Origin of the sequence: Kluyvera sp. STS39-E, from assembly GCF_040932435.1 — a bacterium.
GTDB lineage: Bacteria > Pseudomonadota > Gammaproteobacteria > Enterobacterales > Enterobacteriaceae > Kluyvera.
The window spans coordinates 233,393-245,614 of the sequence record NZ_JBFQGA010000003.1 but is presented as its reverse complement, the minus strand read 5'-3'; the positions used below and the strand labels follow the sequence as shown (position 1 = coordinate 245,614).

Annotated in this window: 12 protein-coding genes and 1 other annotated feature (1 of these 13 running past the window's edge); of the genes, 4 read left to right on the top strand and 8 right to left on the bottom strand. The window is 53.4% G+C overall.

Features of this window, described 5'->3' with window-relative positions; translation table 11 throughout:
- On the top strand, positions 1-252 hold the full coding sequence (locus AB4K05_RS07705) for a YciN family protein (protein WP_368479402.1): 252 nt from the start codon (positions 1-3) through the stop codon (positions 250-252).
- Positions 253-320: 68 nt separating this feature from the next.
- Here AB4K05_RS07705 and sohB read toward each other — a convergent pair whose 3' ends face one another.
- Entirely contained in the window at positions 321-1,367 is a 1,047-nt protein-coding gene (gene sohB, locus AB4K05_RS07700) for a protease SohB (protein WP_368479401.1), read from the bottom strand.
- Positions 1,368-1,619: 252 nt separating this feature from the next.
- On the opposite strand from sohB, the gene AB4K05_RS07695 reads away from it, so the two are divergent.
- Together AB4K05_RS07695 and cobO are read left to right on the top strand one after the other, a co-directional pair.
- A complete protein-coding gene (locus AB4K05_RS07695; protein ID WP_368479400.1) occupies positions 1,620-2,381 on the top strand; it encodes a YciK family oxidoreductase in 762 nt (253 codons plus the stop codon).
- The gene (cobO, locus tag AB4K05_RS07690) at positions 2,378-2,968 is read left to right on the top strand and encodes a cob(I)yrinic acid a,c-diamide adenosyltransferase (protein WP_368479399.1); all 591 of its coding nucleotides are present in this window, start codon (positions 2,378-2,380) and stop codon (positions 2,966-2,968) included. Before AB4K05_RS07695 ends, cobO begins: the two co-directional genes overlap by 4 nt.
- Here cobO and AB4K05_RS07685 read toward each other — a convergent pair.
- The 5 genes from AB4K05_RS07685 to AB4K05_RS07665 all read right to left on the bottom strand — a co-directional run bounded on the left by AB4K05_RS07685 (position 2,940) and on the right by AB4K05_RS07665 (position 9,493).
- On the bottom strand, positions 2,940-3,914 hold the full coding sequence (locus AB4K05_RS07685; protein ID WP_368479398.1) for a helix-turn-helix domain-containing protein: 975 nt from the start codon (positions 3,912-3,914) through the stop codon (positions 2,940-2,942). The genes cobO and AB4K05_RS07685 overlap by 29 nt on opposite strands.
- Positions 3,915-3,937: 23 nt before the next feature.
- A complete protein-coding gene (locus AB4K05_RS07680) occupies positions 3,938-6,289 on the bottom strand; it encodes a glycoside hydrolase family 3 C-terminal domain-containing protein (RefSeq protein WP_368479397.1) in 2,352 nt (783 codons plus the stop codon).
- 17 nt (positions 6,290-6,306) lie between these two features.
- Entirely contained in the window at positions 6,307-7,668 is a 1,362-nt protein-coding gene (locus AB4K05_RS07675) for an MFS transporter (RefSeq protein ID WP_368479396.1), read from the bottom strand.
- 185 nt (positions 7,669-7,853) lie between these two features.
- Entirely contained in the window at positions 7,854-8,759 is a 906-nt protein-coding gene (rluB, locus tag AB4K05_RS07670) for a 23S rRNA pseudouridine(2605) synthase RluB (RefSeq protein ID WP_368479395.1), read from the bottom strand.
- A gap of 242 nt (positions 8,760-9,001) precedes the next feature.
- Positions 9,002-9,493 carry a GNAT family N-acetyltransferase gene (locus AB4K05_RS07665; RefSeq protein WP_368479394.1) on the bottom strand — a complete coding sequence of 164 codons (492 nt, stop codon included), beginning with the start codon at positions 9,491-9,493 and terminating at the stop codon, positions 9,002-9,004.
- Positions 9,494-9,588: 95 nt separating this feature from the next.
- On the opposite strand from AB4K05_RS07665, the gene AB4K05_RS07660 reads away from it, so the two are divergent.
- Complete coding sequence (locus AB4K05_RS07660; RefSeq protein ID WP_368479393.1) at positions 9,589-10,500, top strand: LysR family transcriptional regulator; 912 nt, start codon at positions 9,589-9,591, stop codon at positions 10,498-10,500.
- 33 nt (positions 10,501-10,533) lie between these two features.
- Here AB4K05_RS07660 and AB4K05_RS07655 read toward each other — a convergent pair whose 3' ends face one another.
- Together AB4K05_RS07655 and rnm are read right to left on the bottom strand one after the other, a co-directional pair.
- Positions 10,534-11,154, bottom strand: a complete 621-nt coding sequence (locus AB4K05_RS07655; protein ID WP_368479392.1) for an L-threonylcarbamoyladenylate synthase — start codon at positions 11,152-11,154, stop codon at positions 10,534-10,536.
- Positions 11,151-12,032 (bottom strand): RNase AM, encoded by an 882-nt coding sequence (rnm, locus tag AB4K05_RS07650; protein WP_368479719.1) that lies wholly within the window; start codon positions 12,030-12,032, stop codon positions 11,151-11,153. The genes AB4K05_RS07655 and rnm overlap by 4 nt, the downstream gene beginning before the upstream one ends.
- A 166-nt stretch (positions 12,033-12,198) precedes the next feature.
- Positions 12,199-12,222: a sequence feature (Trp leader region), on the top strand; it runs 69 nt beyond the window's last position.

Here is a 12,222-nt window from a genome sequence, read left to right as displayed (position 1 = left end):
ATGTCAGATACTAGCCAACCAATCGATCGTCAGACACTGCTTATTGAAGCAAACAGACTCATTCGTGAGCATGAAGATACTTTAGCGGGAATTGAAGCCACTGGCGTAGAACAGCGCAACGGCGTGCTGGTATTCAGCGGTGAATATTACCTTGATGAACAGGGACTGCCGACGCCTAAGAGCACGGCTGTTTTTAATATGTTCAAGTATCTTGCCCACCAGCTGTCTGAGAAATATCACCTGGTTGACTGACCGTCAGGCTCGCCCTCGGTCCGCTTGAAGTGGCCCGGTAACCGTCAGGTTTACCGGGCCTTCTTATATTACAGCAGCGGTTTTTGCCCGCGCTGCCACCAGCGCATCATCAGCTTATCGGCGCTTTCCGCCGCACTGCCGGTAAAACGGTCCATCATTTTCTTACGCTGCATAAAACGCACGTTAATGACGTCGCGGCCTTCCATCAGCCCCAGAAGCAGCTCGTCGCTGGTGCCCACTTCATCCACCAGCCCTTTTTCTTGCGCCTGAGAGCCATACCAGTGTTCACCGGTGGCAACCTGGTCGATATCCAGCGATGGACGCATCTCTTTAACGAAATCTTTAAACAGGTGATGCGTTTCATTCAGCTCTTCGCGAAACTTCTGCCGCCCTTCTTCGGTATTCTCCCCCAACATCGTCAGGGTACGTTTGTACTGCCCGGCGGTATGCAGTTCGATATCGATGTCTTTATTTTTCAGGAAACGGTTCAGGTTCGGGATCTGAGCAACCACCCCGATTGACCCAAGAATAGCAAACGGCGCGGCGACAATTTTATTCGCCACACAGGCCATCATGTAACCGCCGCTGGCCGCCACTTTATCGACTGCAACCGTCAGTGGGATCTGCTTATCGCGGATACGCTGCAGCTGAGAGGCTGCCAAGCCATAGCCGTGCACCACGCCGCCGGGGCTTTCCAGACGCACCACCACCTGATCTTGCGGGGTTGCCACCGTCAGCACGGCGGTGATCTCTTCACGCAGTGAGGAGACCTCGTGGGCGTCCATGCTGCCTTTAAAATCAATAACCCATACGCGCGGCTTGTGGCTGGTGTCCATTTCGCCCTGCTTGGCTTTGGTTTTTGCCGCTTTCGCTTCCAGCTTCAGCTTTTTCTTTTGCGCTTTGTGCCAGATTTTTTGCTGCGGCCCGTCGAGCAAAGCGACCGCTAAATCTTCCTGCATCTCTTTGTGCTGTTCGCTGAGGTTAGTGATCCTCAGCTCGCCGCGCTGGCGCTTACGCTGAGTCAAATTAATAATGAGCACCGCAATGACGGCAATGGCGACGACAACCGTGACGATTTTCGCCAGAAACAGACCATATTGAAAAAGTAATTCCACACATCCACCTTGTACAAAAATCACAGAATCTGCCGCTAAGTGTACAACACCGCGTCCAGCACGTCTCGACAGCAGTATTAACCCTCGAGCCGAGTTCCAGATTACTTTTTTGCTGATGAAATCATTGCAAATTGTTAATTAGCCGTTGTCTCTCCTGCTCGCTGATTGAAATGGCGCGCATATTCAGGCATAAAGCCCAAAAGCCATGAAAAGTACATAAAATATGGCGTTCAGAAGCCATAAGGAGTCACCGTGCACTATCAGCCCCAGCTCGACTTGTTGCAAAACCGTATCATTCTGGTGACCGGTGCCAGTGATGGTATTGGTCAAGAAGCCGCTGTGACCTACGCGCGCCACGGCGCCAGCGTCATTTTGCTTGGCCGCAGCGAGGAAAAACTGCGCGCCGTGGCCGAAGAAATTCACCAAATGGGCGCAATACCCGCCCGCTGGTACACGCTAGACCTCCTCACCTGCACGCCGCAGGACTGTCAGAAACTGGCCCAACAAATCAGCCTCCATTATCCGCGCCTTGACGGCGTGCTGCATAACGCCGGGCTTTTGGGCGACGTTGTGCCGATGGAGGAACAGGATCCTGACGTCTGGCAACAGGTAATGCAGGTGAACGTCAACGGCACCTTTATGCTCACCCAGGCCCTATTGCCTCTGTTGCTGCAATCCGAATCCGGTTCGCTGGTGTTTACCTCGTCAAGCGTTGGCCGTGAGGGCCGAGCAAACTGGGGAGCCTATGCGGTGTCCAAGTTTGCCACCGAAGGCATGATGCAAGTGCTGGCAGAAGAGTATAAAAATCGCCATTTACGGGTTAACTGCATCAATCCAGGTGGAACACGCACCAAAATGCGTGCCAGCGCGTTCCCTACAGAAGATGCATTAAAGCTGAAAACCCCCGCTGATATTATGCCGCTTTATCTCTGGCTAATGGGCGACGACAGCCGCCGTAAAACCGGTATGACTTTTGATGCCCAGCCCGGGCGTAAACCAGGAATTGCCCAATGAGTGATGAACGTTACCGTGAGCGCCAGCAGCGCGTGAAAGAGCGCGTTGCAGCCCGCGTCGCCGCAGCCCAAGACACCCGTGGAATTGTGATTGTTTTTACCGGTAATGGTAAAGGCAAAACCACCGCCGCTTTTGGCACCGCGACGCGAGCCGTAGGCCATGGACATAACGTCGGCGTTATCCAGTTTATTAAGGGAACCTGGCCTAACGGCGAGCGTAATCTGCTGGAGCCACTTGGCGTCGAATTTCAGGTGATGGCGACCGGTTTTACTTGGGATACCCAGAACCGAGAAAGCGATACCGAGGCCTGTCTGGCGGTTTGGGAGCACGCTAAACGTATGTTGGCCGACGAGACGCTGGATATGGTACTGCTCGACGAGCTGACCTATATGGTGGCCTACGATTATTTGCCGCTTGAGGAAGTCCTAACGGCGTTAAAAAAACGCCCGCAACATCAGACGGTGATCATCACCGGCCGCGGCTGCCATCGGGATATTCTCGAATACGCCGATACGGTCAGCGAGCTGCGTCCGGTAAAACACGCGTTTGAAGCCGGTATTAAGGCACAGATTGGGATTGATTATTAAACGCTAAACGCGCGAGCAACTGGTGATTGAGTGGCAGGCACAGACAGTCCTCCCCCAGCGCCAGTTCGCTTTCAACCACGTTCTGTCGGGAAATATAACGTTTGCGGTACTCAGTCGGCGTCAACCCACAGTACTTATTGAAGGCAGCTATTAGGTATTTGTGCTCCTGAAATCCGCAGCTGTGGCTAATATCGGTAATCGGCGTCCGAGTGTCGCGAAGTAAGGTGCGCGCTTTATTAAGCCGTACCAGCGTCAGGTACTCTTTAAAGTTATGCCGACTCACCTTTTTAAATAACCGTGAGAACCACGAGTAGCTCATCCCCGCATGGCGTGCGACGTCGCCGAGCGTCAGCGGCTGGTCGAAGTGTTGATTGATATAGTCGATGCCTTCTTTAATCATCGCCTCTTCACGCAGCGAGTTTTCCTCCCGTAGCGTCGGTTCTCCGGCCGAGACCAGCGCATCCAGCAGCATATAAATCGCCGCAATCCGCTGAAACGGCGCTCGATTGTCGATAAGTAGCGCCAGTAAATTCATCAGCCGTTGCGCAACGTGGCCCTCACTATCGGTACTTTGCCGCGCATGCGTGCGCCATTGCAGGGACGGCGCGGGATGCAGCTCATCAAATAACCCCGGCGAAAACTGAACCGTCAACAGTTGACTCCCGCTTTCCTCTGCGTTCAGCGAATGAACCTCTTCAGCGTTGATATAGAGCATCTCCCCGCACGCTAGGTCAATGCTCTGCTGGCCTACAACCATTGAAAAACGCCCGCTCAGCACCGTGATAAGCTCTGGCGCAGGATGCCAGTGAGGCTCGCAGTAGCGAACCTCTGCGGCAAACACGTTCAGCTTCTCCGCGTCAAAGGCAATCAGCTCGTAGCCGCTGTTTACCGTATGCGGCCCGCTCTGCATCGCCTGACGTGGGTGAGTCACGGAAAATGGAAACACGTGCGTTCTCCTGTGGTTAACCTTTATTGCCGCCCGGACAGCACCGCATTGAGTTCATCGCGGTCAATGTCCAACGCCAGAAACTCGGTAAGCGCAATGAACAAGCCACAGAACATATCTGGGGCAAGACGCGTCAATTTCTCGCGAATGGTGTCCGGTGCCAAAGGGCTTTTCGCCGCAATGAGCGCGATGACGCGAGAGAAAGCCTCCGGCTGCTGAATCAGCTGCTGTAGCGAGTTATCATCGCGCAGCGGCACGTACCGCACGGGGCAATCAACCATGATTTCAGCGTGCAGCGGCAGACAGCGCGAGGAGCTGCCGATATGAATCTGCCACTTGCCCGGCGTCACCACCCAATCGGCCAGCCCTGGATGATAGCAGGCCAGTTCGGCGGTCGACAGTTGTAGGCTGACCTGACGCGTTTCGCCCGCAGCGAGCGTGACTTTGGTGAACGCTTTCAGCGCCTGCACTTCGCGGATCAATTCACCGTTTGGCGCACTCACATACAGCTGGACCACCTCTTTACCCTCGCGCTGCCCGCTGTTAGTCAGATCAAAGGTGAACGTTAGCGAGTCGTTGTCGCCAACTCGGGTGGCCGATGACTGCAGATTCGCGTAGCTAAATTGGCTATAGCTTAGGCCAAAACCGAATGGGAACAGCGGCTCCAAACGGCGTTTGTCATAATAGCGATAGCCGACGAATAGCCCTTCACCATAATGATGACGCAAATTCTCACCGGGATAGTTCAGCCAAGCAGGGGTTTCTTCCAGCGTGTTAGGCACCGTGACCGTTAATTTGCCACAAGGGTTGCGCACGCCAAAGAGGATCTCCGCCACCGCCCGGCCCATCCCTTGTCCGGCAAAGAAGGTCTCCAGCAGCGCTTTGCATTCTCCCAACCATGGCATTACTACCGCATCGCTATTCGCCAGCACCACCACCACATTCGGCTGGACTGCAGCCACTTCACGGATAAGCCGTTCATGCACCGCGAGGATATTGAGGTCCTGGCGGTCGCCATTCTCGCCGTCTTCCCCCACAGCGGTGCTGACAAAGATAACCGCCACATCCGCGTCCTGTGCCACCGCCCGCGCTTCCAACAACGCCTGCTCGTCGCAATTAAGATCGTCCGGCGTGCCTTCCGCCCAGGTTACGCTGAAATCATTACCGGCGAGATCAAATATCTCGTCCAGCGGACGGTCAAGCAAATAAGGCACCGTTGTGGCACAGCCCGACCCTTGAATAACCGGTTCCTGAGCCGGTTTGCCCAACACGGCAATACGGCGCGTTTTTTCCGGGTTTAGCGGCAACAGGTTACCTTCATTTTTTAGCAGCACGATGGATTCTGCCGCCAAGTGCTGAGAGAGCGCATGGTGCGCGGGGAAATCCGCCTGTGTTTGCGGGCGACGATGACGCTGCACTTTATCCAGTAGCGTCAGCATTCGGTGGCAGGCTTGGTCGACGACCTCCGGCGAAACGTCTCCGGCCTCAATGGCGGCCAGCAGCGTCTGCTTGTCGCGTCGGGTTTCCGGCATAGCGAGGTCGTTACCCGCCAGCAGCGAGGCCGGACGATCTTTAATGCCGTACCAGTCAGACATCACCAGCCCGTCATAGCCCCATTCGTCGCGCAGGATCTGCGTGAGTAAGAACGGGTCCTGCGACGTTTGTACGCCGTTCAATCGGTTATACGAAGACATCACCGTCCACGGCTGGGATTTCTTAATCGCACGCTCAAAGCCGGACAAATAGATTTCACGCAGCGCTCGTTCTTCAATAATGGAGTCCATTTCGGTACGCCGATACTCGGAGTTGTTCGCCGCAAAGTGCTTCAGGCTGGCGCCGACGCCCTCATCCTGCAATCCGTTGATAAGCGCTGCGGCAATATCACCGCTGACAACCGGATCTTCGGCATAGTATTCATAGCCACGGCCGGCCAGCGGCGTACGGCGAATATTGATCCCAGGCCCCAACAAAATACCGACGCCCATATGCTGGCACTCTCGCCCCAGCGCCTGCCCCATCTGATAAACCAAATCGATATCCCAACTACAGGCGAGGCTTGAACCGTTGGGGAAACAGGTTGCCGGCAGCGAAGCGCTAAACAATGCCTCGGAACCCCCTTTTTCCGCCGGTTCCTCAGCGTTTGCCCGGTCAGCCGTTTGGGTAATAACCGAAATGAAGTCATCCATACTCCATTTTTCGCGACCATCAATTTGCGCGCTGCTGTAGCGTACGCCGTAGGTTCCGTCGGTCATGACGATATCGTCAATGCCGTGTTGTGGAAGTTTCGCCGTGCGCCATAAACCGCTGCCGGTGAGTAAGGTCACTTTCTCTTCCGCGCTCATCGCGGCAATAAGGCTGCTAAAATCACGATTCATATCTCGACTCCTTGAGTTTAAAGCGCACGCTGTTTACGCAGGCTGATTTTCTGCACAATGTCACGGTAGGTTTTTTCGTCCAGCGAATAGGCGGCGATAAAGATAGCGCCGATGACAAACATCGCGCCTGGGAACAAGGTCATCAGAATATTGATCCCGCCTAATGCACTGGCGCTAATATCGCCCGCATCGTAGTGATAGTAATCCAGCATCCATCCCGCGCAGCCGCCGCCAATGGCCATGGCTAGTTTGGTGATAAAGTTAAAGAAACCGTAAATAGCACCTTCAGAACGTACCCCGTGATGCCATTCGGCATATTCTACGGTGTCGGCAATCATCGACCACATGGCGACGAATCCCATCCCTAGGGTAATACTGAAGAGGCAAACCCCGCTCATTATCAGCCAGATATTATTGCCGGCCACAAAATACTGCATTAATACACCCAGTACACCAATTAACAGCGCCACTAGCACCATTTTTTTCTTGCCCATTACAGCGATGAATTTTTCGGAGACAACGGTACCGAAAATATAGGCTGCAGATTGGATCATAAAGAAGGACGCGGTGAAACCTTCATCGCCAATAATGTATTTAATAAAGTAAATGGCGATCGCCATCCATACGGTATAGGCAATATAGAAAAATACGGTAAATAACGACAGGTTAATCAGCGGTGCGTTACCCATTACCGCACGAAGCATTTCACGCAGCGTCGGTGCTGGCGTATCCTCCTGCGCCCCCACCCGTTCGCGCGTCATACCAAAACAAGCGAGGAACAAGAAAGTCGCTAACATAGCAAAGCAGGAGACGGCAAAAACGTAACCTAACTGTTTATCATTAAACGGTGAAATCAGTAAATCTGCGCTGGTCGACACGATGAGATAGCCGACGATAGCCAGTACAAAACGGTAGACCGACAGCGAGGAGCGCGAGGCTTCATGCTGGGTAAGGCGGTTGGTTAACGCTGAATATGGCGTATTCACTGCAGTATAGGCAAGGCAGTAAACGGTGTAGGAAATCAGGGCAAAATAGAATTTCATCTCGCCGCCGAAAGGCACAAAGCACAGGACCGTCAAAAAGCCTAGCGGAATGGAACCATACAGCAACCACGGCCGCAGTTTTCCGTAGCGACTGTGGGTTTTATCAATGGCAAAGCCTATCAGGATATTAAAAATAGCATCAATTACCCGGGCGATAACAAATATCAAACTCGCTTGAACGGCGCTAATGCCATAAATATTGGTATAGAAGAACAGCAGAAATAAAGAAACAAAACCAAAAGACAAGTTGGAGGCTAAATCACCTAGCCCATAACCTATTTTTTCTTTAACACCGATAACCACATAGCTTGCCGAGAGTTTTTTTGTTGTATCCATTTCGGGCTACCTTTTTCGTAATCTGTGGCAACAGTATATGGCGTTGGTTAATTTATCACTTTGCGTTATTTGTCCAAGAAATTCCTGTTTTTTGTCTTTATCGCAAAATGTGAAAGACATCACAGGAGAATAGAGAGGATATTCAAAATTCAGGTTCCGGCGGGGGCCCGCCGGAACCTACGTCATTACGCTTTACCGCTGTTGCGGGTGCTGGAACGACGGTTGTTGTTGTTACCGGTGCTGGTGCCGGTGGTGCTGTGGCGTTTCACAGCACGACGGATCTGGTTCGCCTTCATGCGGCGACGGTCTTTTTCCACCGCCACTTTTGACGTGGTTTCCGCAGGCATTTCAACCAACTTACGCAGGTAGTTGGTCTGCGCCAAATCCAGCTCCGTATAGCCGCCGCGCGGCAGACCTTTTGGCAGCTGAATGTCGCCGTAGCGAACGCGAATCAGACGGCTAACCTGCACGCCAACCGCTTCCCACAGACGACGGACTTCACGGTTACGACCCTCGGTCAGTGTCACGTTGTACCACTGGTTAATACCTTCACCGCCGCTGAACTTGATGGTTTTGAAGGCTGCTGGGCCATCTTCAAGCTGTACGCCGCGAGAGAGCTGACGCACTTTATTGTCGTCCACTTCACCGAATACGCGCACCGCGTATTCACGTTCAACTTCACGGCTTGGGTGCATCAGACGGTTTGCTAGCTCACCGTCGGTGGTGAACAGCAGCAGACCACAGGTGTTCACGTCCAGACGACCGACAGCAATCCAACGCGCGCCGCGCAGTTTTGGCAGACGATCAAAGACGGTTGGACGCCCTTCCGGGTCGTTACGGGTACACAGCTCGCCTTCCGGCTTGTAGTACGCCAGCACGCGACAGATTTGTTCTACGGATTCTTTTACTGAGATCAGATGTCCGTCGATACGAATTTTGAGGCCAGGGATCACTTCAACACGATCGCCCAGCTTGGCGATTTTGCCATCGACGCTCACGCGGCCCGCTTCGATAATCGTTTCAATTTCACGACGGGAGCCGTGGCCAGCACGCGCCAGCACTTTTTGCAGTTTTTCGCTTTTATCGCTCATTGAGCTTCCTTCAGGTGTCGCCTTCACAGGCGTCTTACAGACTTTATTAGCAGCGCGGGAATAGGCACCGGACTGCATAAGCAGGCAAATAGCGGCGTTTCAAAACAACGCAGGCCATCCACCCAGAATTGTGACCGCACATAGTACACGAATTTTAGGAGAAAAGGGCAGCTTGTTCCTGCCCTTTTCTCCTCGTAGTACCGTCGCGCTAAAAGGAAGTTGTCAAAAAGCAGGTATAGCCATTAAAGCGTTTGCATCATTTCAAACCACTCTTCACCGCCGTGGGTTGAATCAGAGCGCTTAATAAACTGATAACCAAAACGCTTGTACAATGGTTGATACTGCGCTTTACACATCAGATAAATGGCGGTTTTGCCCTGCTCGCGCATGTGTTCGATAAACGCTTGCATCATCGGGGTCGACAATCCTTTTCCCTGATGCGCCGGATGCAGCACGACTGACATAATGACCGCGTTTGGCGCCGCCGGATCATGACCTATCAGTTCTTTAAAGTCTTCATCCGACATCACCACCTCCCACGCACAGCCTGCGTTGATAAAGCCGATGATTTCGCCGTCTTGTTCCATACATAAAAACCCCTGCGGGTAGCGGGCGATACGCAGGGCGATTTTTTCCTGGGTTGCTGCTTCATCAGCCGGATAAGCCGCGGATTCAATTTCATAACAGCGGTCAGTATCAGACGGCGTGGCCTGACGGAAAGTAACGTGTTGCACAGTGCCTCCAAAGGGCATTATCAGTTGATGGTCGCTATTTTAACGCCATCATGATATGAAGTTACTGCATTCTCTTCACAGACAAAATGAATATCATGCATCACAACCTTCGTCTTCTCGACCTTAATTTGCTGTTAGTGTTCGATGCACTGTACCGCCACCGTAGCGTAACAGGTGCGGCAGATGAATTAGCGATGAGCCCATCGGCATTGAGTCACGCATTGGCGCGCCTGCGTAGCTCGCTGAACGATCCGCTGTTTATTCGTCAGGGCAGCCAAATGCAGCCGACGCCGAAAGCCAACTCGCTGTATCCTGTGGTCTCCAGCACATTAGGCGCGCTCAACGGTGAGCTAAGTCAGATTGCGCGTTTCGATCCGGCAACCAGCAGCCAGACATTGACCTTCGCTGCCACCGACTATACCGCCGCCGTTTTCTTCCCGGAATTTATCGCCCGGTTGCAGACGCTAGCGCCGGAGATCCGCACTAGAATTGTTTACTCTCGTGAATACGACGCGCTGGAAGAGATTCTGACCGGACGGGTGAATTTTGCCGTTGGCTTTGAAGAAGGCAGCGTACAGCCGCGACCTGGGCTGGCGTCACTTGAACTGTTTACCGACGATTATGTGGTCGCGATGCGTAAAGATCATCCGCTGGCGGATAAACCACTGACAACAGAAACGTATTTGCAGCTTGGTCACGTGGTAGTCAGCCCGTGGAACGAGCATCATCGCCCTATCGACAGCTACCTCGCAGCCCAGCAGATCCGCCGAAAGACGGTCGTGGAGCTGCCAAGCGTCATGTCAGCGCCGTTTATTGTCGGCCAGACCGACCTCGCCATTACCCTGCCTCGCCGCGGTGTGCATCAGTTGTTCGACACGCATCAACTTGCCGTACACGCCCCGCCTTTCCCTATTCCGCCGTACACGCTGAAGGTCTACTACCGTGCCATCGGTGGACAGGACCCAGCGCAGCAATGGATGCTGGAACAAATCCGCGCGTTGAGATAAAAAAAGCCCGGCAAAACTGCCGGGCCGGGGATTTTATAAGAAAGGTTTCACGTCACCCACGCCTTCGCGGATAACGACCGGTGAGTCTTCGGTAAGATCAACCACCGTAGTTGGCTGCTGGCCGAGATAGCCGCCGTGGATTATCAGATCCACCTGCTTCTCTAGGCGGTCTTTAATCTCTTCCGGATCGGACTCGGTAAATTCACTGCCCGGCAGCATCAGCGAGGTTGAGAGCATCGGCTCACCCAACGTCTCCAGTAGCGCTTGGGCAATCGGGTTAGACGGCACGCGCATGCCGATCGTTTTGCGCTTTTCCTGCAGCAGGCGACGCGGCACGTCTTTGGTTCCCTTCAAAATGAAGGTGTAATTGCCCGGCGTATTGTTTTTGATTAAACGAAACGCCACGTTATCCACGTAAGAATAGGTGGACAGCTCGGACAGATCGCGACACATCAACGTAAAGTTGTGGCCATCTGGCAGATGACGGATACGGCAAATTCGCTCCATCGCCCCTTTATCTTCGATTTTACAGCCCAGCGCATAGCCGGAATCGGTTGGATAGACGATGACGCCGCCCTTACGCACGATTTCGACCGCCTGGTTAATCAGACGCGCCTGTGGGTTATCCGGATGGATATAAAAAAACTGACTCATGCTTCCCTCTCAATTGAATTCTGCGGCTGCTCCCAGCGCTGCCAAACTCCCTCGACGCCTGCGGGTAACCACAGTTTACGGCCCAGTTCAATCCACGGGCAGGGCTGATGAAAATCAGAACCCTGAGATGCCAGTAAATTGTAATCGCGGGCATAGGTGGCAAGCTGAGTACGCTCGTGAGGCGCCTGCTGGCACTGGGAGACTTCCATCGCGTCGCCGCCGTGTTCACTAAAGTGTGCCAGCAATCTTTTCAGCCACTTGGCGGACAAATCGTACCGCCCCGGGTGAGCAACGACCGCTACCCCACCCGAATGATGAATGACATCAATAGCTTCCTTTATTGTACACCACTGCGGAGGAACGTAACCGGTTTTCCCCCGTGCGAGATATTTTTTAAACACATCAGCAATATTCGATGCCTTGCCCTGTTCAACGAGAAAACGGGCAAAATGACCACGGGTCACCGCACCGCCATCAGCCATTTTAAGCGCTGCTTCCCAAGCGCCAGGGATATGGGCTTTTTCCAACCGCTCGGCAATCATCTGCCCGCGCTGCTGGCGGCGCGCAATCTGCGCGCTTAACAACGCGGTAAGCGCCGGGCTTTCAATATCAATATTCAGCCCAACGATATGAATCTCGTGGTTCTCCCACTGCGTTGAAATCTCAACGCCCGTAATAAGCTGCAGCGCCAAGCCTGCTCGCGCAATTTCTGCCTGCGCTCGGGGGATCGCATCGACGGTATCGTGATCGGTAATCGCCAGCGTCCCTACCCGCATTTCACCCGCTCGGTGCACCAGTTCTTCCGGTGTCAGGCGGCCATCTGAGGCGGTCGTGTGGCTGTGAAGGTCGTAAATCACTGCATAATTGGTGTCGCTCAAAACCGCTCCCGTTTTACTGCTCATCATGTTTCGCGCCCTATCATAGCGGTATAACGTCGATTTCTAAAATCAGGGGTTGACTTTGCTTTCTCGAACTAGTTAACTAGTACGCAAGTTCACTTAGTCAAGGTATCTGAAAATGAAACGTAAAATGATTGCTCTGCACGGCGGTTGGTGGCGTACTTCCCAG